Source organism: Shewanella sp. UCD-FRSSP16_17 (assembly GCF_001675935.1).
Taxonomy (GTDB): domain Bacteria; phylum Pseudomonadota; class Gammaproteobacteria; order Enterobacterales; family Shewanellaceae; genus Shewanella; species Shewanella japonica.
In genome coordinates this window covers 433,374-459,151 of the sequence record NZ_LZFV01000001.1, presented here as the reverse complement: position 1 = coordinate 459,151, position 25,778 = coordinate 433,374, and the positions used below count along the sequence as shown (strand labels likewise).

21 protein-coding genes are annotated in these 25,778 nt (G+C 39.2%); 5 read left to right on the top strand and 16 right to left on the bottom strand.

All coding sequences use genetic code 11. The features are described 5' to 3' along the window. Positions 1–29: 29 nt before the first annotated feature. The 3 genes from A9267_RS01970 to pssA all read right to left on the bottom strand — a co-directional run bounded on the left by A9267_RS01970 (position 30) and on the right by pssA (position 2,722). On the bottom strand, positions 30–353 hold the full coding sequence (locus A9267_RS01970) for a hypothetical protein (protein ID WP_055024559.1): 324 nt from the start codon (positions 351–353) through the stop codon (positions 30–32). Positions 354–421: 68 nt separating this feature from the next. Beyond that, complete coding sequence (locus A9267_RS01965; protein WP_065108044.1) at positions 422–1,237, bottom strand: tRNA-uridine aminocarboxypropyltransferase; 816 nt, start codon at positions 1,235–1,237, stop codon at positions 422–424. Between the two features lie 171 nt (positions 1,238–1,408). Beyond that, positions 1,409–2,722 carry a CDP-diacylglycerol--serine O-phosphatidyltransferase gene (gene pssA, locus A9267_RS01960; RefSeq protein ID WP_065108043.1) on the bottom strand — a complete coding sequence of 438 codons (1,314 nt, stop codon included), beginning with the start codon at positions 2,720–2,722 and terminating at the stop codon, positions 1,409–1,411. Between the two features lie 468 nt (positions 2,723–3,190). Between pssA and dacB the strand changes: the two genes are divergently transcribed. Next, the gene (gene dacB / locus A9267_RS01955) at positions 3,191–4,633 is read left to right on the top strand and encodes a D-alanyl-D-alanine carboxypeptidase/D-alanyl-D-alanine endopeptidase (protein ID WP_065108042.1); all 1,443 of its coding nucleotides are present in this window, start codon (positions 3,191–3,193) and stop codon (positions 4,631–4,633) included. A 119-nt stretch (positions 4,634–4,752) separates the two neighbouring features. Here dacB and A9267_RS01950 read toward each other — a convergent pair whose 3' ends face one another. From A9267_RS01950 to aroA, 11 genes are all read right to left on the bottom strand, one after another. Continuing rightward, positions 4,753–6,510 carry an acyl-CoA dehydrogenase family protein gene (locus A9267_RS01950; protein WP_065108041.1) on the bottom strand — a complete coding sequence of 586 codons (1,758 nt, stop codon included), beginning with the start codon at positions 6,508–6,510 and terminating at the stop codon, positions 4,753–4,755. Positions 6,511–6,781: 271 nt separating this feature from the next. Beyond that, on the bottom strand, positions 6,782–7,570 hold the full coding sequence (locus tag A9267_RS01945) for a CLCA_X family protein (protein WP_065108040.1): 789 nt from the start codon (positions 7,568–7,570) through the stop codon (positions 6,782–6,784). A gap of 89 nt (positions 7,571–7,659) precedes the next feature. Beyond that, a complete protein-coding gene (locus tag A9267_RS01940) occupies positions 7,660–8,211 on the bottom strand; it encodes a DUF2058 domain-containing protein (RefSeq protein WP_065108039.1) in 552 nt (183 codons plus the stop codon). A gap of 23 nt (positions 8,212–8,234) precedes the next feature. Then, positions 8,235–9,062, bottom strand: coding sequence for an SDR family oxidoreductase (locus A9267_RS01935; RefSeq protein ID WP_065108038.1), 828 nt, complete (start codon positions 9,060–9,062; stop codon positions 8,235–8,237). Positions 9,063–9,156: 94 nt separating this feature from the next. Beyond that, the gene (gene pyrF, locus A9267_RS01930) at positions 9,157–9,852 is read right to left on the bottom strand and encodes an orotidine-5'-phosphate decarboxylase (RefSeq protein WP_065108037.1); all 696 of its coding nucleotides are present in this window, start codon (positions 9,850–9,852) and stop codon (positions 9,157–9,159) included. A 96-nt stretch (positions 9,853–9,948) separates the two neighbouring features. Then, positions 9,949–11,109, bottom strand: coding sequence for a lipopolysaccharide assembly protein LapB (gene lapB, locus A9267_RS01925; protein ID WP_055024568.1), 1,161 nt, complete (start codon positions 11,107–11,109; stop codon positions 9,949–9,951). A 1-nt stretch (position 11,110) separates the two neighbouring features. After that, positions 11,111–11,410, bottom strand: coding sequence for a LapA family protein (locus A9267_RS01920; RefSeq protein WP_247663178.1), 300 nt, complete (start codon positions 11,408–11,410; stop codon positions 11,111–11,113). Positions 11,411–11,543: 133 nt separating this feature from the next. Beyond that, the gene (gene ihfB / locus A9267_RS01915) at positions 11,544–11,831 is read right to left on the bottom strand and encodes an integration host factor subunit beta (protein WP_055024570.1); all 288 of its coding nucleotides are present in this window, start codon (positions 11,829–11,831) and stop codon (positions 11,544–11,546) included. A gap of 78 nt (positions 11,832–11,909) precedes the next feature. Next, complete coding sequence (gene rpsA, locus A9267_RS01910) at positions 11,910–13,598, bottom strand: 30S ribosomal protein S1 (protein ID WP_263863673.1); 1,689 nt, start codon at positions 13,596–13,598, stop codon at positions 11,910–11,912. A 92-nt stretch (positions 13,599–13,690) separates the two neighbouring features. Next, entirely contained in the window at positions 13,691–14,368 is a 678-nt protein-coding gene (cmk, locus tag A9267_RS01905) for a (d)CMP kinase (RefSeq protein WP_055024572.1), read from the bottom strand. A 180-nt stretch (positions 14,369–14,548) separates the two neighbouring features. Then, a complete protein-coding gene (gene aroA, locus A9267_RS01900; protein WP_065108036.1) occupies positions 14,549–15,829 on the bottom strand; it encodes a 3-phosphoshikimate 1-carboxyvinyltransferase in 1,281 nt (426 codons plus the stop codon). Positions 15,830–16,223: 394 nt separating this feature from the next. Here aroA and A9267_RS01895 point away from each other — a divergent pair, with 394 nt between their 5' ends. Beyond that, on the top strand, positions 16,224–17,414 hold the full coding sequence (locus A9267_RS01895) for an amino acid aminotransferase (protein ID WP_065108035.1): 1,191 nt from the start codon (positions 16,224–16,226) through the stop codon (positions 17,412–17,414). Positions 17,415–17,669: 255 nt separating this feature from the next. Here A9267_RS01895 and serC read toward each other — a convergent pair whose 3' ends face one another. Continuing rightward, positions 17,670–18,761, bottom strand: a complete 1,092-nt coding sequence (gene serC, locus A9267_RS01890) for a 3-phosphoserine/phosphohydroxythreonine transaminase (protein WP_065108034.1) — start codon at positions 18,759–18,761, stop codon at positions 17,670–17,672. Between the two features lie 376 nt (positions 18,762–19,137). Between serC and A9267_RS01885 the strand changes: the two genes are divergently transcribed. Continuing rightward, positions 19,138–20,289 carry a serine hydrolase domain-containing protein gene (locus A9267_RS01885; protein ID WP_065108033.1) on the top strand — a complete coding sequence of 384 codons (1,152 nt, stop codon included), beginning with the start codon at positions 19,138–19,140 and terminating at the stop codon, positions 20,287–20,289. Positions 20,290–20,396: 107 nt separating this feature from the next. Here A9267_RS01885 and gyrA read toward each other — a convergent pair whose 3' ends face one another. Then, positions 20,397–23,078 (bottom strand): DNA gyrase subunit A, encoded by a 2,682-nt coding sequence (gene gyrA / locus A9267_RS01880; protein ID WP_065108032.1) that lies wholly within the window; start codon positions 23,076–23,078, stop codon positions 20,397–20,399. Between the two features lie 355 nt (positions 23,079–23,433). Here gyrA and ubiG point away from each other — a divergent pair, with 355 nt between their 5' ends. Then, entirely contained in the window at positions 23,434–24,159 is a 726-nt protein-coding gene (gene ubiG, locus A9267_RS01875) for a bifunctional 2-polyprenyl-6-hydroxyphenol methylase/3-demethylubiquinol 3-O-methyltransferase UbiG (protein ID WP_065108430.1), read from the top strand. A 250-nt stretch (positions 24,160–24,409) separates the two neighbouring features. Next, positions 24,410–25,081 carry an HAD family hydrolase gene (locus A9267_RS01870; protein ID WP_065108031.1) on the top strand — a complete coding sequence of 224 codons (672 nt, stop codon included), beginning with the start codon at positions 24,410–24,412 and terminating at the stop codon, positions 25,079–25,081. The last annotated feature ends 697 nt before the right edge of the window (positions 25,082–25,778 follow it).

Genomic DNA, 25,778 nt, shown 5'->3' with positions numbered 1-25,778 from the left:
ATGGAAAAAGAAGAAGAACAGTCAAACTGTTATGATTTTCGAGCAATATACTGGTTGATTAATAACGTTAATTTATCTTCAAACGTTTCCTGTACAAGCTCTAAATCTTGTCCGAAACGATGAAGATACTTTGCGGCTTGTGCACGAGTTAACATCTTATTGGCTAAACAATAAGCCATTTCATCGCGCTTTTTATCAAATCGCGGTTCAAGAAACCATTGGCATGTTTCTGTATCTAAATTCGCTAATGTTTGTTGTGCTAGTTGGCAGAACGTGTCGATGTGCTCTATTCCATCTGGCCCTAAGCATCCTGGCTCAAGGCGATACAGCACGATTAATTTATTATCAAACATGTTAAGCGTCGCATCCTATGCGTAAACAAGAATTCTTATAACATTTATGAAAAATAACAATCATAAATTTATAGCTGATTGGCGTTAATCATAGCCTGTTTAAAGTTATCAATATAGTGCTGAATTGGAACGATATCTTCTTTAAGTCGACGATTACGCCCAAGCAATGATGATTCAACGAATAAATCAAACCATGCTGATAATGCCAAGCCCTGTAATGGTTCATCAATTGCGTGAAATGCTAATGCAGCTACTTCTGCAGTAGATAATTGAAAATCATGGCTGCCTTTTCTTAACTCATAAGTGGCTAACGTTTCCGGTGTGAAGGATAACAAAGGCAGTTTATGAAGGTACGGGCTTTTTTTGAACATTTTAATTGCTTGGCGCCAGCTACCATCCAATAAAATCAATAAAGGTATCTTTGGAGCAGATGAACCATGCTTAGCCTGCGGGATAATATGGGGATTCTCAGTCGAGCAGTTCAGTTGATTAATATGTTCAATCACTGGCTGACCCTCTTGTGCATACTGTTCTGGAAATATCAACATAGGTTGATATTTAGGATCATTTATCATATCGACCATCTGCTTACTCGGCTCAGTACGAGACCACAGAAAAGCACTGGTATTAGGGACAAGATCAGCTATTAGCCTGCCACTATTGGTAGGTTTTAGTACTTCATCATCGTACATTATCAACATGAAGTTAGCAGACGTTTTAAGATACTCTCTATGCAAGCAAGTGCAAAAAAGTTCGCCTAATAAACACCATGGGCAACGGACTAACTTTTTGCCTCTTGCTGCAAAAGGTTTAGTTGAAATGGATTTACGATATTGATAAAGACGATGAACAGCATGTTGCTGCTCTTTAGGTAACGCCAACATGCAAGGCTCTCTTTGAAAATGACTATAGCATCATGATGATGTCAGCTAGTATTTGGAAATGAATAACGGACAGCAATCACATAGCCATTATGGCTTAATTCAGATTATAACACGCGATTAATGCTGTTAAAATAATTCATCACCCGAAGGTGATGAATTATAAACTTAGAACTAAAGTATTCTGCGAAGCAAGAAATCTGCTTTAAGCCGCTTAATTCTAGTCATAATTTTTTTCACAGGAACAGGATACTTCTGTAACGTTTCAATTTGGCTATAATGGAACAGCTTTTCAGTATGCGTCAGAATATAGTCTTGTTCTTGCTCAAACTTTTCTTTCCAAGCGCCAGATTCATCATGCAACAACAGACCGTTTTCTAAATCTAACGCCCAAGCTCTTGGATTTAAATTTGAACCAGTAATCAGATGCTTTTTACCATCAGCGCTGATCCCTTTTAAATGGTAACTATTAATACCACTTTTCCAAAGGTGGATGCGTAGTTGGCCACTTTCAACTGCCCACTGTTGGCGTTTAACAAACTTTCGTAATGATTGCTCATACATATACGGAAGCGCACCAATGGTTGAAAATTCTTTTTCTGGCGGAATATAAAAGTCATTTGCCGTTTTATCACCGACAACAATATCAATACTTTTGCCATTTCTTAAATGACGAGTTAGTGCCCTAACCAATGCATTCGGCGGATTAAAGTAAGGCGTACAAATAAATAGTGACTCTTGTGATTCGTCAACAAGCTTTACTACTACCTCATTTAACTTATTCTTTTTTCGGCCCAAGCCAACTAGCGGTGTAACCCGGTTACCAATACGTGTGCTTTCAAATTCATATTTAGAACGACCTAAACGCACTTTAAAAGTACGAACATCATTTTTCTCAGGACATTGCTCAACGTCTTTATCTTGAGTTAATGAACATACAGCGGGATCGCTGACTAAGAACTGATGAATGTATTGACGCATGCTTTGAGCTAACTCAGCAGACTCAATTAAGTGATAGCGATCGAAACGATATTTTTCAAACTGTTGGAAGTAAATATTATTGATACTGGCGCCACTAAAAATTACGGCATCATCGATAATAAAACCTTTAAGGTGCAGAACCCCCATAAATTCGCGAGATTTTACAGGTACCCCAAGGATATCAAACGGTACCTCTGCCTCTAACATAGCTTTTCGGTACATAATATAATTGCCACTATCACCTTTATGACCAATAAGTCCACGGCGAGCGCGGTGATAATCAACTAACACGACAATGTCTAAATCAGGGTTTGCTGCTTTGGCAGCAAGTAACGCAGTTAAAACTTCACGGCCAGCCTCATCATCTTCAAGATAGAGGGCTGCGATATAAATGGCATTCTTTGCCGTCGCAATACGTGATAATAACTCAGTTTTAAACTGAAGCGGTTCTAGCAACCATTTTAATGAATCCGCTTGTAATGCGATACCACCTAGCTTATCCAGCAAGGCAACCTCCTTAAATGTTCCTCAATGACGTCATTGAGCAAACGTACGCGCAATTTTACGAATACCTATTACAGAAAGTATTTCTTTGAAGAAGTACTAAACGTTTTGATGTGGTACTCATTCTGTTTGTAAATATAACGCGTCGTAAAAACTAATTAACAAAATATTTGGAAATAGAAATTACCTACTAATAGGCTGCGGGGCAAGGTTTTTCTGCATTCAAACAACTGTTTGGTTAGTTTATGAGAGGCAATTAATACAATTAAGAATAAAACCTAACGAATTTCTCACGAAATAACGCAAGTATTTACAGGCATCAAAGGTTAAAAAATCGAAATTTTAACTGATTATAGATTCATTAGGTGTAAACCTAAGCTAAATGGCGTATTTTATCGATAACACAACCTTCCTTAGCTGCTTATGTCTTTTATAAAAAAATCTTGGCTAACCTCCTTCAAGCCAACGCCAATGATACTCTTACTTGGCTTGAGTTTACCTGTCAAAGCTAATGAGTACATCGATAACATGATGAAAATCATTAGCCCTGCGCAATCTCAAATTGCCGTGAATATTTGGGATGTATCTAATGGTAAAACCGTGTATCGCATTAATGATCAAACATTAATGTTACCTGCCAGCATTCAAAAGGTAATCACTGCCGTTGCTGCAAGTAAGCAGTTAGGCAAAACTTTTCAATATGAAACAAGCCTTACCTATGACGGCGCTATCAATGATGACGCATTAAATGGGAATCTGTATCTGCACTTTCAAGGTGATCCAACCTTAAAACGCGCCCACTTAACGACGTTAATCAACCAACTCACTGAATTAAAAATCAGCCAGATTTCAGGTGATGTAATCTTGATTGCTCATGCATCTAATCAAACCAGAGCACCTGGTTGGGCGTGGGACGATTTAGGTATTTGTTATGCGGCGCCAGTATCAAATTTTATTATTGATAGAAACTGTGCCAAAGCGACATTAAGCCCAACTGAAGAACGTTCAACTGTTAAAGTAAAATCAATTTACCCTATAAACATCAAAACGACAGCAGAGTTTGATCCAACAATTCCGGTCAAAGATGCGCAAATGCATTTTTGTGAATTACACATGCAACGCTTTGACGGCAACCATTATAAAATCGAGGGCTGTTATCCAGGAAAGAAACCAATCAGACTCGCTATCGCAGTCAATGATCCTAAATTATATAGCCAACAGGTCATCAGTGATTTATTAACCCAAAAAGGCATCCAGTTTACTGAGGTTAAAACGGCCGAAAATGCCCCGACTACACAAACAGTAATCGCAACCCATTATTCAAAGCCTCTACCTGATTTACTTAAAATCATGTTGCAAAAATCAGATAATTTAATCGCTGATAGTTTATTAAAACAAATTGGCCTAAGCTATTTCCATCAAAAAAAGCATAAAGTTAATTACCATGATGATATTACTCAATCTGCTCGCAGTGATAGCTTTACTCTAGGCGCAAAAGCGATTGAAAGTATCATGCTAGAGCTTGGTCTCCCGTTCATTGAAGCTAATATAACTGACGGCTCGGGTTTGTCTCGCTATAACTTATTGACCGCACAACAAATGATGTCCTTATTGCAGTTCATTAAACAAGATAAAGACACTCAGTATATTGAGCAGTTATTACCTGTATCAGGTCGCTCTGGCACTTTAAAACACAAAGCTTATTATAATCAGCCACCGCTAAAAAATGTGGTTCAAGCAAAAACAGGGACTATGATGGGGGTTGAGAATTTAGCGGGTTATATCACTGCGAGTAATGGTAAACAATATGCTTTTGTCATCATCGAAAATGGCCTAAGTGCTAAGGCAAAAAAAGCTCGCCTGGCGCCATTTAGTGCCCTTTTTCTGCAAACGATAAATGACTTACCAAATTAACAATAAAGATTTAACCTTTTAAAACGACATAAAAAAGCACTTTGAATAACTCAAAGTGCTTTTAATTTACTTTTTTGCTCGCATACAAGCCAAACGGTTTTAGTAAACGAGATTGTTCCCTAAAATAACTCTGCTGGCATATCCATAATAGCGCTATCGCCTCGAGATACCTGTGCTAGATGGAAGTCAGCTTTAGGTAATACTTTTTCCATATAAAACTTAGCGACGTAGCTTTTTTGTTCGGTAAAGTTTGCATCGTCATGCCCTACCGCTTTGTCAGCTAGCAGTAATGAATAGTAACCATAAAGTATGTAGCCAAAGGCATCTAAGAAATCTACAGCGCTTGCATTGATTAATGCAGGCTGAGTTAGCTTATTATCATTGATGTGACTCGCAATGCTAAGTAGGTTATCAAATCGAGTGCTAATAGCAGATTTATCTTCAGCTGAAACGTGCTGTAACTCATTTAGCTCAGCAGTAATTTCTGCTACAAATTGACTCAATGTTGCTAGGTTGTCACCTGTCACTTTGCGGCCTAAGAAATCAATGGCTTGAATACCATTAGTCCCTTCATAAATTTGTGCGATCCGTGTGTCACGTACAAATTGCTCAATGCCTGTTTCGCGAATATAACCATGACCGCCAAATACTTGCTGAGCCATAATTGTTGCATCTAAACCACGATCAGTTAGAAATGCTTTAGATACTGGCGTGAGTAGTCCAACGTATTTTGCAGCCTTTGTTTGAACGTCACCTTCGCCATGTTTAGCTAAATCTAATTGCTTGCCAGTGAATACTGAAAGTGCTCTACCCGCATCTGTGATTGATTTAATAGTCAGTAACATTCTACGGACATCACCGTGAACGATAATGGGGTCAGCTGCAGCGCCTGTAGGTGAACCACCAGCAGCAACACCTTGAACACGTTCTTTGGCATAATCAGCAGCCATTTGATACGCCCCCTGAGCACTGCCTAAGCCTTGAATACCTATCGCTAGACGCTCATAGTTCATCATAGTGAACATACACACTAAACCACGGTCGACTCTACCAACTAAGTAGCCTTGTGCATTATCATAATTCATAACACAAGTCGCTGACGCTTTAAGCCCCATTTTGTGTTCAATTGAGCCAACAGATACGCCGTTAGGCTCGCCCAAAGTCCCATCATCGTTGACTGAAATCTTTGGAACTAAAAATAACGAAATACCTTTAGAGTTCGGCAGTTTAGCAAGCACTAAATGAATAACGTTTTCAGTTAAATCATGATCGCCGCCAGTAATGAAAATTTTACTACCAGAAATTAAGTAACTGCCATCTTCTTGTGGTTCAGCTTTAGTACGAATATTACGAAGATCTGAACCTGCTTGCGGCTCTGTCATGTCCATGGCACCAGACCATTGGCCTGAATATAGATTTGGTAAATATTTCTCTTTTAATTCTTCTGTAGCGTGGGCATTGATACATAAAGCAGCACCAGCAGTCAGTGAGCTGTATAAAGTGAAAGAGTTACATGCGCTGTAGTTCATTTCATCAACTAAAACGCCTAACATTTTTGGCATTCCCATACCGCCAAAGTCTGGCTCGCCACATAAGCCAACCCAGCCACCATCGGAAAATTGTTGATAAGCTTCTTTAAATCCATCTGGCGTAATAACCTTGCTACCTTCGTGCCTTACTTCTTGCTCGTCACCATTTCTGTTAATAGGTTGAATCAAGTCACGGCTAATCTTGCTAGCTTCATCTAGAATAGCGACTGCGGTGTCCATATCGACCATTTCAGCCATAGCTGGCATGTTTTGCCATGTGGTATTGGCATCAAAGACGTTTTCTAATAAGAATTGCATGTCTTTCAAAGGAGCTTGGTAAGGATTCATATCACACTCTTAAACAGATAATTAAAACAGTTGTTTCAATTTATACAAAAGGACTATGAAACACAAGCTGTATCTGTAGTAAAAAGCATAAATAATGAATAAATTTTACAAATAAACATCCCACTCACTACTTGGTTATGAGTCGCATAAATACGCCTAAAATAGCGGAAATTAGACAAGGTTTTGAATTCGAAGTGAGTATAAAAGGAACAACTACATACTTGCTAAAGAAATTAAAAACGCAGTTGAGTGAGATAACGGCTTAAACATGTTATTGAGCCGATGAACGTTCGAATGCTGCACCAAGTAGAGAAAAGTAATCTAAAATAGCAGCCATAATTTGCTCTCTATGGCCGACATTTGGATATATTAACCGAGTTGCTTGATCTGATTTAGTCGTTCCTGACACAAGATAATTATTGCTTAAAGATCCAAACGATTCTATTGAAGATTCAAAAGCACGCGCCATTAGTTCTGTAGGCTTAGAGAAATAATAACTGCCTTGTAGCTTATCAACCTTAATTGCATTGGTCACAAACTCACTAGCAGACTGACCATCTTCACTTAATAAAACAAGTTTAAACAAGTGTGATAGCTTATCGTTAAGCGCATGTGGTTTTAATAGATGATCATTAAGCCATAAATCTGATGCACAAGCATACTTGCTGTGACGATCTTCAAAGGCTTTCGCCACTATATAATGATCAAATGCATGCCAAAACTCATGCGCTAACGCACCAGCACCGGCATTTTTAGCTAATGCTAACTCTCTTGTGCTTGGGGAATAATGTGCTTGCACACCTTTTTGGCCACCACGACCAAATAGCATATTTAATGTCTTTCTAAGACCAATAAGTTCGGTGGGAACATTCAGTATCTGAGAAAGATCTGCTAAAGAATCAAAAATTAAATTTGCTGCAATTTTTGACTCATCAGCAGTCACCCATTTACCCACACTGATATGCCTTAAGCCAAACGTTTGTTTGATATCATTAAAATTGGCTTGCTCGCCAAGGCGATAATCTAGTCCATTGCGAAAATATTGTGTATGTTGCAGCAAAACGGAATAACCTATTCGTGGCTAAATTTTCAAACGATAAAACAGTCATAAAAAATGCCTCAATATGAGGCATTTTTTAAGATAATGAATTACCACATAAGGTCATCAGGGATAGCATAATCCGCATATGGATCATCTTCTTTAGTCACTTGCTCAGTTTGATTATCATCAGTATCAGTCCAAAGATAACCACACCATTCTGGTACCAATAAATTGACGCGTTCAGCTAATTTATGCGGTACTAGATAGCTTTTATCTTCGTAACGGATAATACCAACTGCACCAGAAAGTAACTGACCTTGTAATTTCTCATTCACATAAACTGATAAGATTTTATTATTAACCGTGAAGTTAAATTTAATTTCAGCATCAGTAGGAATTGAAATAGCGAACTTGGTAAACTCAGTGATGAGTCCACGCACTTGGCCTTTTTCTTCAGCTTCTGCAAAACGTTTTTCATTTAATGCACGATCTTTCTCAGCTTGCTCAAGTTTTTGCTGTGCAATTTGTTGCTTTAAATCTGCACTACCATCATCTATCTTGGCTTTCTTCTGCTTACGTTTTTGAGTTTTAACATCACGCGCTTTTTGTTTGCTCGCTAACCCTGCTTTAAGCAATTGCTCTTGTAATGCGTTTGCCATTTAAATCACCTTAAAATTATTTACTATTCTGGCATGTGTTTCGCTAATGCATCCATTGCCGCGCCTGCACCACCTAAAGACCAACCACCATCAACGGGTAAGATTGTTCCAGTGATGTAAGACGCCATATCCGATGCTAAAAATAATGCTGCGTTTGCAATATCTGATTTAACTCCATTGCGTTTCAATGGCACACTGTCAGCTATCATTGATTTTAATGCTTTACTTGGTGCTAAGCGATCAAAACCTTCTGTTTCGTCAATTGGTCCTGGTACTATCGAATTGACTCTAATCCCATCTACGCCCCATTCTATTGCTAACGTGCGAGTTAGCATATCTACACCGGCTTTGGCTGCACAAACATGTACTTGCAGCGCCATTGGCACATAAGCCTGTGGCGCAGAAATCTGAATAACATTGGCACTGGTTTTACCGTCAGCTTGACTAATAGCTTTTGTCAGCAGTGGATAAGCTTGCTTAATAACTTGGAAACTTCCAAGCAGGTCAATGTCCATTACTGATTTAAATCCATTCGCTGATAGATCTTTAGCGCGCGAAGGAAAATTCCCTGCGGCGCCGCTTACCAGAACATCGATATGGCCAAATGCTTGTTCTATATTGGTAAAACCTTGACTAACAGCCTCAATGTCACGGACATCAAAACTAACCCCAAGATGCTTTCCATTTGGGTTTACTAATTTAAGTTCATTTACAGCTGAGTTAACTTTTTCAACACTACGACTCGCTACAGCAACATTGGCTCCTTGCTTAGCAAAAGCGCATGCTATGCCAAGGTTAATTCCACTGGTTCCGCCTATAACAACAACATTCTTTCCTTGATAATCAAACATTAAACGCTCCTGATTTGTTGTGTTGTAAAGTAAACCGTATTGACACTAGTTAAACGCTTCACAGGTTTACTTTTAGTCTCAGCTGTAATCGACTCTATTTAAGTGAATCTACAATTTGGTGCAATGAAGCCAGTGGATCTGCCGCTTTAGTTATCGGTCTTCCAATCACTAAAAAGTCAGAGCCTGCCGCTACTGCTTTAGGTGGTGTCATCACTCGATGCTGATCGCCTACATCAGCGCCAACAGGCCTAATACCTGGAGTCACTAAATTAAACGATTGGCCAAAAGATGACTTTAACATCGTCGCTTCTTGTGCAGAACAAACAACCCCGTCAAGGCCAGCTCTATGTGTAAGCGCTGCTAAGCGTTTAACGTGCTCTTGTGCAGGCACATTAATGCCCAAAAGCGCTAAGTCTTCATCGCTCATCGATGTTAAAACGGTAACGGCGATAAGTAATGGCGCATCATTGCCGTAGTTAACAAGTGCTTTCTTGGCAGCTTCCATCATAGCTAGCCCACCACTTGCATGAACGTTGGTCATCCATACCCCTAAATCTGCAGCAGCTGACACTGCCTTAGCAACGGTATTTGGAATATCATGAAATTTTAAATCTAGAAATAAATCAAAGTCACGGTCATGTATGTCTTTAACCAATTGTGGCCCAAATAAAGTGAACATTTCTTTACCCACTTTTAAACGGCACATCGTTGGATCAAGCTTGTCGATTAATGATAACGCTTCATTTTTATTATCGTAATCTAAGGCTACTACAATTGGTTTATCAGTCATGTTTACTCCGTAAGATAATCATTAAGCATATTCACAATGAATACGTAATGACGTATGGGTGTTCGTTTTGTAACGCTAGATTGTTGATGTCTTGGTTTACTCACCATCAAGTCCTTTAACACGCTTAATGCTGCCCCACTCTTTGCAAGATGGGCAATGCCAATACAAGCTATGCGCTGGGAACCCACATGAACAACAGCGGTAACTTGGTCTAAATTTAATTTGTTGCTCTACTAACTTTTCAAGCATCGATAAGCTTTGTTTTGCTTGTCCGTCTTCAGCCTGCTTGATATGTAACTGCATTAGATGTTGAAACCCCTTCATCGTAGGATGACGATACAAGTGGTCTAACACCATTTTTTCAGCATTCTTAGTATTTCCTTGCTCAATTTTGTGTTTAGCAAGGGCAATAATTACACTGGCTCCACCGCCGGACTCTAGTGCTTGCTGTAAAAGAGATTGATAGCCTTCTAAGTCATTACTGTCTCGGTAAACTTGTCTAGCAACACCAATAGCGTCGGCAAACAATTCGATATCTGCAAGCTTTAATTCTAAGATGGCTTTTTTACATTGGGAGACTTGATTTGAATCAAGATAGATTTTTGCGAGGGTTAACCAAGCTCTGCCACAATGCTCATCAAGCTTAATGGCTTGTTGAAGTAATTTGATTTTTTCATCGCTTTCAGTCGCTTCATCAGATAACTGGCAATAAAAATGTGCAGTGATGGATTTGAGTGCTTGCTGACGTTTGCGACTTAAGCCTTTAGTGATGTTAATGGCGTTTTGCCATTCTTTGGTCACTTGATAAATCGAGATTAATTCACTTTCTGCTTCTTCGCTATGTTCATCTTGACTAACGAGATTGAGAAAAATTTCTTCTGCACGATCATAAAAGCCCGCTGCTAAATAATCTTTTCCCAGTTCCATCATGGCAATGTCACGTTGCTCGGTGGTGAGACTGGGCCTTGCGATGAGGTTTTGATGGATACGAATTGAGCGATCAACTTCACCACGTTTACGAAATAATGAACCTAAAGATAAATGTGTGTCGATTGTTTCATCATCGACATCTAACATAGTAATAAAGAGGTCAACTGCTTTGTCTGATTCATTTGAAAGCAAAAAATTAAGCCCAGTGAAATAGTCTCTACTGAGTTTCTTACTTTGTTGCTTTTGATTCTGCCGTATACTTCTACGCCCCATATACCAACCGTAACCGGCTGCTATAGGTAACAACAGAAAGAGGATTTCTAGCATATTATGCAGTGGTATCCTGTGCTATTGGATCAGACACTTTATCAGTTAGCTGAGCAATGGTTTTATTTCGCTTACGAATGACCATTTTCATTTTGAGAATATAGTAACCGGCAAATAACCAGCTAATCAAAAAACCTGCTAAAAACACAATGGCCAAAACAACAGGTAAACGATATTGGCCTTCTGCAACAAAATAGCTGACCGTCACAATTTGTTCGTTTTTGGCACCAAACAATAAGGCGAGAACAAAAAATAATCCAACAATGATAATGGCAATAAACGATTTCACATGCAGCTCCATTCAATCTGTGAGTGATAAAAATTCAATCTTATCAATACAACTGATTATCCAAGATATTTAGCCAAGTAACCAGCTTTGAAAAGCAATAGATACAAAAAAGCCTCCAAAAGGAGGCTTTTTAATCAAGCGTTAATCAATGATTAACCGCATCGACACGTTCGCGCAGTTCTTTGCCAGGCTTAAAGTGCGGTACGTATTTGCCTTCCAATTCAACTGAGGTACCAGTTTTTGGATTACGGCCAACACGCGGTGCACGATAGTGAAGAGAAAAACTACCAAATCCACGGATCTCAATACGATCACCGCCTTCTAATGTTGTTGCCATTTGCTCCAACATTTCTTTAATAGCACTTTCCACTTCTTTTGCCGACAACTGCGACTGCCTAGTGGCAAGTTTTTCGATCAGTTCGGATTTTGTCATCCTATACCCTCTATTATCAAGCCAAACACAGTCGCCTAAAGGGAAACACCAGGTGTTTCCCACACTACAGGCGATTTATTACTTACGAGCTGCTTTAAACGCTTCAGCCATAGCATTACTAATAACAGCATCATCTTGCTTGTTAATAGTTGCCATTGCTTCTTTCTCATCTGCTTCATCTTTCGCACGGATAGATAAGCTGATAGAACGGTTCTTACGATCTACGCCCATGAACTTAGATTCAACTTTGTCACCTACAGAGAATACTGTAGATGCGTCTTCGATACGCTCGCGAGAGATATCTGCAACGCGAAGGTAACCTTCAACAGTTTCAGCTAGTTCAATTGTAACGCCTTTAGCGTCAACAGCAGTAACTACACCATTTACAATAGTACCTTTCTTCTTGTCTGCCAAGTAAGCATTGAAAGGATCGTCTTCAGTTTGCTTAACGCCTAAGCTGATACGCTCACGCTCAGGGTCAACAGAAAGAACTACTGCGTGGATTTCGTCACCTTTCTTGTACTCAGATACAGCGTCTTCGCCAGTACCGTTCCAAGAAATGTCAGATAAGTGAACAAGACCGTCGATGCCACCGTCAAGACCAATGAAGATACCGAAGTCAGTGATAGACTTGATCTTACCAGAAACTTTATCGCCCTTGTTGAAACGAGTAGCGAAATCATCCCATGGGTTAGTCTTACATTGCTTAAGACCTAGAGAAATACGACGACGTTCTTCATCGATGTCTAGAACTAGAACTTCTACTTCATCACCTAAGTTAACAACTTTAGATGGGTGGATGTTCTTGTTAGTCCAATCCATTTCAGAAACGTGAACAAGACCTTCAACGCCTTCTTCGATTTCAACGAAACAACCGTAGTCAGTTAAGTTCGTTACGCGACCAGTTAAACGTGTGTTTTCTGGGTAGCGCTTGCTGATTTCTAACCATGGATCTTCGCCAAGTTGCTTAAGACCTAGTGATACGCGAGTACGCTCACGGTCATACTTAAGAACTTTAACGTTGATTTCGTCACCAACATTAACGATTTCAGATGGGTGCTTAACGCGCTTCCAAGCCATATCAGTGATATGTAGAAGACCGTCAACGCCACCTAAGTCTACGAATGCACCGTAGTCAGTAAGGTTCTTAACGATACCTTTAACTGCTTGACCTTCTTGAAGGTTCTCAAGAAGAGCATCACGTTCTGCACTGCTTTCTGATTCGATAACAGCACGACGAGAAACAACAACGTTGTTACGCTTCTGGTCAAGTTTGATAACTTTGAATTCTAATTCTTTGTACTCTAGGTGAGCAGTATCGCGAACTGGGCGAACGTCTACTAGAGAACCTGGTAAGAAGGCACGGATACCGTTTAATTCAACAGTGAAACCACCTTTAACTTTACCATTGATGATACCGATTACAGTTTCAGCATCTTCATAAGCTTTTTCTAGAACAATCCAAGCTTCGTGACGTTTCGCTTTCTCACGAGATAATTGAGTTTCACCGAAACCGTCTTCAACAGAGTCAAGTGCAACATCAACTTCGTCGCCAACAGCGATTTCTAAAACACCTTGAGCGTTTTTGAATTCGTCAGCAGAAATTGGGCTTTCAGACTTAAGACCAGCGTCAACTAGTACAGTACCGTTTTCGATGCGAACAACTACACCACGTACGATAGAACCAGGACGGAACTCAAGTTCATTTAGGGATTGTTCAAATAGATCAGCAAAAGATTCAGTCATTTTATGATTACTTTCTTTTATAAACCACCATCCATCCTAGATGTGGAGTCAATTAATTTATTTACATCATCCGTGACATAAATGTTGTTTCATAACTTCTCAGAATTAAGAAATTACGTTAAGTTTTTATTGATGTGTTCAAGCACTAGCTCAAGCACTTCATTAATACCTATGCCACTAGTATCAATCACTAGCGCATCATCCGCAGGCACTAAAGGCGAGACTGAACGATTAATATCGCGGTCATCACGTTCAATGATTTCAGATAAAAGGCGATCGATATTAACATCGAACCCCTTGTCCTGCAACTGTTTATAGCGTCGCTGCGCCCTTTCCTCTGCTGATGCAGTAAGGAAGATTTTGGCTGGTGCATTAGGAAAAACGACGGTTCCCATGTCACGGCCATCAGCTACTAATCCAGGTTCAGCACTAAAAGCACGTTGGCGTCTAAGTAGTGCTTCTCTAACACGTGGAAAAGCGGCTATCTTAGAAGCTGCATTACCACATTCTTGAGTACGAATACTGGTTGATACATCTTCACCTTCTAAAATGACTTTCACTAAATCATTTCCGGCTAAAAACTGCACGTCTAAATGTGAAGCTAACAAGGTAATGGCTTCTTCATTTTCTAATTCAACATCGTGATGAATGGCTGCAAGGGCTAAAACACGATAAATAGCGCCGCTATCTAGTAAATGCCAATCTAATCGTTCAGCAACGAGTTGGCATATTGTCCCTTTTCCTGCACCGCTTGGTCCGTCGATTGTGACTACTGGAGCACGTTCAGACATAAATTCCTCCGAAAAAAAACAATCTTCCATGAATGTAAAAAAGGTTCATCAAAATGAGCGGGCGGCATTGTATAACAATTTGAACCAAAAAACTGGAGAATTTTGTAAGTTCATAAAGAAGATCATAACAACGGCAGTTAATTGACTGCCGTCATTATTTTTATGCTTGGTAAGATTAAATTAGCAAGCTAAACGTGCGAACTCACTGAAATATGTCGGGAAGGTTTTAGAAGTACAATCAGGATCGTTAATCGTAATTCCACAAGGCGCAAAGGCCATCATTGAAAAACACATCGCCATACGATGGTCGTTATAGGTATCGATATCAGCAGTATTCAATACAGCAGGAGGCGTGACTGAAATATAATCATGGCCCTCTTCTACTGTTGCTCCAACCTTTCTAAGTTCTGTAGCCATAGCTGCTAAACGATCGGTTTCTTTAATACGCCAATTGTAAATATTGGTTATTCTGGTTGTACCTTCTGCAAATAATGCTGCTGTTGCAATTGTCATTGCAGCATCAGGAATATGATTCATATCTAAATCAACCGCAGTTAGTTTCGCTTGACGTGAAATAATATAATCATCACCCCACTCGATATCAGCGCCCATTTTCTCAAGGACATCTGCAAATTTGACATCACCTTGTATGCTTAATTTACCAACACCTGTTACTTTGACTTCACCGCCTTGAATTGCACCTGCAGCAAGAAAATACGATGCCGATGAAGCGTCACCTTCAACTAACACTTTACCTGGTGATACATATTGCTGGCCGGATTTAATTTCAAATCTGCGGTAGTCGTGGTTTATGACTTCAACCCCAAATTGAGCCATTAAGGCTATAGTGATATCAATATACGGTTTAGAAACTAACTCACCTTTAATATTAATATTGACTGAGTCTTTAGTTAATGGCGCAACCATGAGTAATGCAGTTAAGAACTGGCTCGACAAATCGCCAGCTATCTCAACTTCTCCACCATTTAATCCATCAGCATTAATGGTTAAAGGGGGAAAACCATCATTTTTTAAATAAGTCACACTAGCGCCTAACTGACGCAAAGAATCAACCAAATCGCCAATTGGTCTTTCTTCCATTCTCGGCTCACCTGTTAATGTAAATTCCCCAGAACCAAGTGTTAACGCAGCGCAAAGCGGTCTCATTGCTGTACCTGCATTACCTAAAAATAGCGTTTCAGCTTGCTTTGCAGTGATAGGGTTTCCTAAACCTTCAAGTTCGCAAACGGTATTATTATCTGATAACTCATATTGAACGCCTAGCTGTTTAAGCGAGGCTAACATGTATCGAATATCATCAGAGTCCAGTAAATTCGTTAAGGTTGTTTTACCTTTAGCAAGAGTCGCCAATAGTAAGGCTCTGTTAGAGATACTTTTTGAGCCTGGAATGTTAACAACACCACTGACTTTTTCTACGGGTTCAAGACGCAACTGTTTCATGAAAAATTCTTCTTAAATGAGTTCTAGCAAAATGCAAGAATGGATATGATTAAAGACAAAGCGACGTCTATGTCAATTTATCTATACGATTCTGATTGATAGTTAGATAATAATTATTCTTGACTACAAATTTACTCATTGCAGCCCACGATACAAGGGCTTTTAGTAAAAAAATGACGGATTTATGTCGAACTTGAATAAAATGAATGAAAAAACCACTATTTTGCTTATCGATTTAGCTTAAATGACAAAAATTAACCTTGCACTGTAAACCTTCATTTAGAAAAACAGTTAATTTTAAAATTAGTTATTTTTTTACATTTCAATCCGCAATTAAACCACGTTATCCTAAAGCGAATCCTACCATTATTTGATATTTATAAGGTCAATGACCATGTTCAAAACATTAACAGCCATGCCAGCAGATCCAATTCTTGGTTTGCTGACACAATATCGACAAGACTCTCACCCACAAAAAATCGACTTAGGTGTTGGCGTTTATAAAGATCCTGCTGGCCATACGCCCATTTTAGACTGCGTAAAAATAGCAGAGCAACAACGCACAGACACCGAAACAACCAAAGTCTATATCGGCCCTACAGGCTCTGAAAACTTTAATCAGTTAATGTCTGAACTTGCATTCGGAAAAACCCACCCCGCTTTACTTGCTAATCGTGTAAAAACGGTTTCAACACCAGGTGGCACTGGCGCATTAAGAGTTGCAGCTGAGTTTATTAAAAGCTGTAAACCGAATGCTGTTATTTGGGTAAGCGATCCAACATGGGCAAATCATACTGGATTGTTTGAAGCTGCAGGCTTAACAGTTAACACCTATCCTTATTATGATTACGACACTAAAACCTTAAAATTTGATGAAATGAAAGCGGCTCTCAGTCAAATTGGTCCGGATGATGTCGTTTTACTTCATGCCTGTTGCCATAACCCGAGTGGTATGGATTTATCCACCGAGCAGTGGGATGAAGTCATTGCAATTACTGCAAAACAAGGATTTACTCCATTAATTGATATGGCATATCAAGGTTTTGGGGATGGCGTTGATGAAGATGCTTATGGTGTACGCCAAATGGCTGCTGCAGTAGAGGAAATGATTTTATGTAGCTCTTGCTCTAAAAACTTTGGTCTTTACCGCGAAAGAATTGGGGCGTGTACGCTTGTTGCTGACAATAGCCAAACTGCAAACATCGCTTTTTCTGTGCTTTTGTATGTAGTTCGCTGTATTTACTCAATGCCGCCTGCCCATGGTGCAGCGCTAGTTGAAACCATTCTCGGAACTGCTGAGCTTAAACAGCAATGGCTAAGTGAACTGACTGTAATGCGTGATCGCATAAACGGTAATCGTCAAATGTTAGTGGATAAGCTAATTGAAAATGGCGTAACACAGGACTTTAGCTTCATTGCCAAACAAAAAGGGATGTTTTCATTCCTGGGTATTAATCCTGCACAAGTGGAGCAATTGAAACAAGAGCACAGTATCTATATGGTCGATTCAAGCAGAATGAGTATCGCTGGTATTAGCGAATCAAATGTAGATTATCTGGCTAAGTCTATTGCTAAAATTCTGTAAGCTTTCTCTTATTCAAAAATGTAAAAGCGAATTGTTTTCATCAATTCGCTTTTTTTAAGTTTAGACTTATTCGGGTTTACATTTTGCTCAGCCTTACTTGTTAACTGAGCATTATGAGTCATGTTTTTAATCAGCTAACATAAGGTTAAATCTTACAACTTGATTGCATCTCAAACGAACTGACATTAATAAAAAAGCCACTCATAAAGTGGCTTTTTTTTAAGACAATGGTTTAATTGGACGAAAACTGAGTCATTATTTGTACTGACTCGCAAAAGCTTCCATAAATGTCACTAAGGCTTTTACGCCGTCTAATGGCATTGCATTGTAGATACTGGCACGCATACCGCCAACAATTCTATGACCTTTTAATGCGACTAAGCCTGCCTGTTCAGCTTGTTTTAAAAATTCACTATCGAGCGAGCTATCCACTAATTGAAAAGTCACATTCATTCGAGAGCGATTCTGAATTGCAACCCCATTAGTATAAAATGGATTATTGTCAATGCATTGATAAAGTAAGGCTGCTTTTTGCTTATTAAGGTCCTCCATAGCTTTAACGCCCCCTTGCGCAGATAACCAATCAAACACTTCAGCAGCTAGGTACCATGCAAATGTTGGTGGGGTATTAAACATTGAGTCATTCGCTTGTGCGACTGAGTAATCCATTATTGATGATTGAGTTAGACTCGGTAATTTCAACATATCATCTCGAACAATTACAATTGATAACCCTGATGGACCGATATTTTTTTGTGCACCAGCATAGATAACCGCGTATTTACTGACATCGATATCACGAGACATTATGGTTGATGATAAGTCGACAACTACAGGCCATGGACTGTCTAAGTCATCAAAAATTTCAATTCCATCTACGGTTTCATTGGCACAAAAGTGAACATAACGATAATCATCATCCAGTTTATGTAAGTCAGGCAAGACCACTTGATTTAAGCCATCTTGTTTTTCGACAATGTTGATTTGATCAACGTGGTTTTCACCGACTATCTTGACGGCTTCTTTTACCGCAGCCGAAGACCATTGTCCATTAACTAGATAGAGCGCTTTACCGTTGTCACCAAGAAAATTGTTAACAACATTAGTAAATTGCCCTCTTCCACCGCCATGCATAAACAGAACATGATAGTTAGAAGGTATGTTCATTAGTTCACGTAATGTTTTTTCAGCATGCTGAGTCAGGGCAATAAATTCTTTACTTCGGTGGCTTATTTCCATCACGGACACGCCAAGACCATTCCAATCGATTAATTCCTGCTGAGCTTTTTGCATCACAGCTTGAGGTAACATGGCAGGTCCGGCACAAAAATTGAAAATATCGCTCACAGCAGTATCCTTTATCGTTTGATGGTAAAACTTTCTTTTTATAGCAATTTGATATGCAGTATATAGCAACTGTTTGCTTGCTAAAATGAAAAAAAATCATTTAAATTTTGTATTAGAAACTTGTTTATATAAACTTGAACTGAATTAACTTTTTGTACACTTTTTTTGATAGAATTCACTGCTGTTTTTAATTTTTATGTACTTACTGAGCTGACCTTATAATCAAACTCAATGAATAAATAAAAATTGATAACGGGTAAACCACTTATGATTACACAAGCGTAATCGCAAATAAGTCAGTAAAATATGGTCTTAGTACTAAACTGAGACTGTAACAATAATGAATAATCCGTTTTAACGGAAATTGGATCGATTGATGTATTTAAAACCCTTTTTGCTGTTTGGCACTGTAACAATTGCCAGTATCTGCTCACAAGCCAATGCAAAACAATCTGACTACATAACCGTCGCAGATCAGTTTAAACAACACTTTCACCAGCAATTGAAACAAAGCAAAGTACCTGGTGGGGCCTTCGTTATTGTTGAAGGAAATGAAGTTTTATCTCTAAGTACCTTCGGCAAACGTAAAAAAGGTGGCAAACTCAATGTAAATCAAGACACTGTATTTCGTTTGGCATCGGTATCAAAAACCTTCGCCGGTACCTTAGCGAGTATGTTAGTCAATGAGCGAAAGCTAAGCTGGCAACAGCCTATTGTTAAGTACTTACCAGAATTCACCCTCGCCAATAAAGCTAACGCTGAAGAAATAACCTTAGCGCATGTAATTGGTCAAAGTACTGGTTTGATGCCTAATAGTTACGATAATTTAATTAATGCCAATGTTAAAATGGACAAAATTATCAACAAGTTCTCTGAGCTAACCCCAATGTGCAGCCCCGGAGTTTGTTATGGCTATCAGAACGTGGCATTTTCATTTATTGAAACGGCCATAGAGCAGCAATCTGGAATGGCTTATGAAGATTTATTGCAACAAAAGATTTTTTCGCCTCTAGATATGAATACTGCAACAGTCGGCTATGATGCTTTCATGGCAAGAGAAAACCGTGCAGAACCTCATGTAAAAACAAAATCGGGTTTTCGTAAAGTCACGGTAAAGCCTAATTACTATAAATTACCATCCGCTGCAGGCGTCAATGCCAGTATCAATGACATATCGAAATGGCTAATTGCCAATTTAGGTGAGAATCCTGGTGTCATTGCAAACAGTGTGATTAGAGATGTCACGACGCCAGGCGTTAGAACAACCAAAGAGTTACGCCGCCGTGACTGGCGAGCACACCTTGATAATGCACATTACGGTAAAGGCTGGCGAGTATATGAATTTGAAGGCCGTCCATTAATTTATCATGCTGGTTGGGTCGCAGGTTACGTTGCAGAAATATCGTACTCACCCGAGTTGAATATTGGTATGGCGATGTTGTTAAACGGTGAATCAAGAGTGATTGCTAAATTAAGCTCTACCTTTTGGAAAAATGCTTTCGAACAAGCGAATAAAAATAAATCTTAGTGCGTAACTCGCCCTATCCACCTGTTATCTTTATAAACATTCAAGCGTAAAAAAGGATGCCATTTGGCATCCTTTTTTGTATCGCACTATCAGAATGTTATTGGTGATTAAGCATCTGATTCTGGTGTAGCTGAATCGTCAGCAGCATTCGTTTCAATGCTCTCAACGCTTTCGCCTTCTGTACCTTCTTCGATTTGCTCATCTTCTTCAATTTCATCAAGACGCTGCAAGCCAACCACTTTCTCATCGTCAGCTGTTCGAATAATGGTGACACCTTGCGTGTTACGACCAATCAGTGAAACACCATTTGAAGGAGTACGTACAAGCGTACCTTTGTTACTAATGAGCATGATTTCTTCTGATTCAGTAACTTGAACTGCGCCAACTACGGCACCATTACGTTCACTGACTTTGATAGAAACAACACCTTTCGTGCCACGACTCTTCGCAGGATACTCTGATAAGTCGGTACGTTTACCGTAACCGTTTTCGGTAACAGTAAGAATTGCACCTTCTTCTTTAGGAATGATCATGGAAACAACTTTTTGACCATCTTCAAGTTTAATACCGCGAACACCAGTAGCCGTTCGGCCCATTGGACGAATAGCAATTAAGTCTTCACCAGTTTCAGGGTCTTTTTTCACTTCACCCGTTTCTGAATCACGTACTTTTTCGTTGAAGCGAACCACTTTACCTTCGTTAGAGAACAACATAATGTCGTCACTACCGTTAGTAATATCGACGCCAATTAATTGGTCATCATCTTTAAGGTTTACTGCAATAATGCCGTTTGCACGTGGATTACTGTATGCAGTCAATGCCGTTTTCTTAACCGTACCGTGCGCTGTTGCCATAACAATAAACTTATCATCAGCGTATTCGCGTACAGGTAAGATAGCAGTAATGCGCTCACCATCAGCAAGAGGTAATAAGTTAATAATCGGACGGCCACGAGCTGTTCGACTTGCAAGTGGTAACTGGTACACTTTAAGCCAGTACATTTTGCCAAAGTCAGAGAAACATAAAATCGTATCGTGAGTATTCGCAACAAGCAGTTTTTCAACGAAATCTTCGTCTTTCACTTTCGTTGCCGCTTTACCCTTACCACCACGACGTTGAGCTTGGTAATCAGTTAGAGGCTGATACTTCGCATATCCCATATGAGATAGCGTTACAACAACATCTTCTTCATTGATTAAGTCCTCAAGACTCATATCAACTTCATTTTGATTAATCACAGTGCGGCGTTCATCACCATACTGCTCAAGCATTTCTTCGAGCTCTTCTTTGATCACTTCCATTAAGCGTTCAGGGCTACGAAGAATGAACAGCAAGCTTGCAATGAACTCAAGTAATTCTTCGTATTCGTTAAGAATTTTCTCGTGTTCAAGGCCTGTTAAGCGATGAAGACGTAGTTCAAGAATGGCTTGCGCTTGTTGCTCAGTTAAATAGTATTTGCCATCGCGGATACCAAAGTCTGGTTCTAACCATTCTGGACGAGCTGCATCATCACCTGCTTTTTCTAGCATGCCTTGTACGTGGCCTAGATCCCACCCTTGCTCAACTAATTTCACTTTTGCTTCAGCTGGCGTTGGTGAGTTCTTAATCAGCGCAATAATCGGATCGATATTCGCTAATGCAATCGCAAGTGCTTCAAGGATATGAGCACGGTCACGCGCTTTACGTAATTCAAAAACAGTACGACGAGTAACAACTTCACGGCGATGAAGAATAAAGCACTCAAGCATTTCTTTAAGGTTGAACAATTTAGGCTGACCGTTAGTCAATGCCACCATGTTGATACCAAAAGAACATTGCATCTGAGTTTGAGCGTATAAGTTGTTCAGAACAACTTCGCCTACTTCACCACGTTTAATCTCAACAACGATACGCATACCGTCTTTGTCAGACTCATCACGTAAGCCTGTAATACCTTCAATTTTCTTATCCTTAACAAGCTCGGCGATTTTTTCAATCAAACGTGCTTTGTTAACTTGATAAGGAATTTCGGTAACGATAATACGTTCACGACCGTTATCTTCTTCAATCTCAGCTTTAGAGCGCATGACGGCACGGCCACGACCCGTTTTGTAAGCATCAATAATACCTTTACGGCCATTAATTGTTGCAGCTGTTGGGAAATCAGGTCCTGGAATATGTTCCATTAACTGTTCGATTGAAAGACTTGGTTCAGCAATCAATGCTAAACAGCCATTAATCACTTCAGTGATATTATGAGGCGGGATATTGGTCGCCATACCCACAGCAATACCGGATGAACCATTAATTAATAAGGTTGGTACGCGTGTTGGTAATACTGCTGGAATAAACTCTGTACCATCATAGTTAGGTACAAAATCTACTGTTTCTTTTTCTAAATCGGCTAAAAGTGAATGAGCCAATTTTTCCATACGGATTTCGGTATAACGCATTGCCGCAGCAGAATCACCATCTACTGAACCAAAGTTACCTTGGCCGTCAACAAGCGTATAACGCATTGAGAATGGCTGCGCCAAACGAACGATTGTGTCATATACAGCTGTATCACCATGTGGGTGATACTTACCGATTACGTCACCAACAACACGAGCTGATTTTTTATAAGGCTTATTGTAGTCGTTCTTTAATTCGTTCATTGCGAATAGAACACGACGGTGAACAGGTTTTAACCCGTCACGAACGTCGGGTAATGCACGACCTACGATTACACTCATCGCATAATCTAAATAAGAATTCTTTAGTTCGTCTTCGATGTTAATTGGCGAAATTGATGTTGCCAGATCAGTCATAAACTGCTCGTTCCCCTAAAATTAGCGCACAATAATTATTCCATTTTATTGTGTAGCTCAAAAACGTGATTTGGCATTCTAACACAGATATATAAAGTGGCTAGACCCTAGAACAACAATAAGTGAATGCAAGTGAAAAACTTAATAAAAACAGCGATAGTTCACCTAATTTGATTCGTAAGTTCTACTTTTTAATTTCCTGATATACGTGTTTTGAGAATTAATGTGTTTTTTATCGGCAATGATTGCTGCTTATATAATCAATTGAAAATTAATCTTGTTTTATCTCACTTTGTTTATTGAAACGGATGGTTATAATACCTGCAATAATCATAAATATATTATGGGTCCTGTTATGTCTAATCACGAAAACCAAAATCAACAAAATGTTGATCACAAAGAAATCGAAAAGTTTGCTCAAATGGCACAGTCTTGGTGGGATCCAAATGGTGATTTCAAACCACTACACCAACTTAATCCTTTAAGGTTAAATTATATCGATCAAACTTGCGGCGGTTTGTTTGATAAACACGTTATTGATATCGGTTGTGGCGGCGGTATTTTATCTGAGAGCATGGCAAAAGTTGGCGCTAAAGTTACCGGTCTTGATATGGGTGATGCGCAAATTGAAGTGGCCAAGCTTCATGCGCTCGAAACTGGTATCGATATTCACTATGACACTATGACTGCAGAAGAACACGCTGCTAACAATAGCGAAAAATATGACGTCGTAACGTGTATGGAAATGCTTGAGCACGTACCGGATCCATTATCAGTGATTCGTGCATGCTGCGATATGGTAAAGCCAGATGGCTTTGTTTTCTTTTCTACCATTAATAGAAATATGATGTCTTACATACAAGCGATAGTAGGCGCAGAATATGTATTAAAGATGCTGCCTGTTGGTACCCATGATCACAGTAAGTTTATTAAGCCGTCAGAATTAATCAATTTGGTCGATCAAACTGATTTAATCTGTAGAGACGCCTTAGGCATCACTCATAACCCGTTAACAGGTGTGTATAAATATACAAATAAACTTGACGTAAACTATATGATAGCGACTCAAAAAGCTGAATAAAACGCAGAATTCAGGTCATGTCATTGATTCATAGTTAATGGTTAATGATTAAAGGACATGACCACTTATTGCCTATTAGCAGTATTCAAAACCAGGCTAGTTGATGTTCTACACTTTTATGTAATGTCATTATTAGTCTGTTTACTTAGTTTGCTTAGTTAACCTATTTATTCGTTTGATTACTTAACCCAATATAACGTGCGTTACTCTTTCCATTATTGATAAACGAATTAAAACCTAAGGTAGTACAATGAATCAAATTAGTGCGACGGATCAGATCAAAGCAGTATTATTTGATTTGGATGGAACCTTGGCTGATACCGCACCCGATCTGGTATATGCATTAAATTTAGCTTTGCAAGAGCGCGAAATCGCCCCTAAGTCCGTCGAAGCACTACGCTATTCAGCTTCACACGGAAGTTTGGCCTTAGTAAATGCTGCTGTACCAGAGTTAAATGAATCAGAGCAAGTAAGCATTCAACAGAGTCTGCTTGAACACTATAAAAAAGTGAATGGTCAAAAAGCCTCTTTATTTGAAGGTTTAGCCTCATTTCTCACTTTACTTGAAACAAAAGCAATACCGTTTGGGGTGGTTACAAATAAACAAGCAAAGTTTACTCGTCCGTTAATTGATGCTTTAGGGCTAACTGAACGTTTAACGAGTATCGTTAGTGGCGACTCTACCCTTCACCCTAAACCTCACACTGCCCCCATGTTATTAGCAGCTCAGCAAATTAACTGTGCGCCTGCAAATATATTGTACCTAGGTGATGCTGAGCGCGATCTAGTCGCCGCCAATAATGCCGGCATGATTGGCGGCACTGCCATGTGGGGATACCTTTCGGACGATGACCAGCCAGACTTATGGCCAAGTAAAATTGTATTTAACACAGTTAACGATTTACACCATTTTTTTGAATAATAAGAGCAACTAAAATAGTACTCTTCATAAATTCAATGCTGATATGTAAATCTTAAGGTAATGATGCAAAAGTGATTAGTAAATTGCTGCTTCAAATTTCATAATTGAAGTATCATTTCAATGACTCACTTTCGATAGATATCAGCAAGCCTTTAATGCTCTCACTATAGAGTTTCTTTACTAACGACTTTTCTGCACTAACGCCATTGCTGTCACTTCACTTTTTATCTCACTGTTCTAAGGATAACAGTAGTCAATTTAGTGCAATAAACTCATCAGTAACACTGTACTTTGACTCATAAAGCCAAATGAAAACTCATTGTTTCATTTCACACTCAAACATCACAAAAAAAATCAAACTATTTTTATATAAAAACAATCGATCGCTGAATATTTTAGCGATCAATCTAATCACGTTAACTGTCTAAAAAAACAACGTCACGAGAAATTCAAAGGCTATTTTGCGTTAGCAGGTTAGCTTTTACTAACTTGAATGACTATCCATAAGATATCCACAACTTATTAATTAAAATCCTACTTGCAAATGGTGACCAACCTCACTATCTTGTATGTTAGTTTTTATAAAACACCATATCTTGTGTGTGACATCAATACGAGGCACTAGCGATAAAAGCGCAGTATCTCGCTGTAACACTAGTATTTTTATCAATATTAGTTTGTTAATTGAATTTGGATG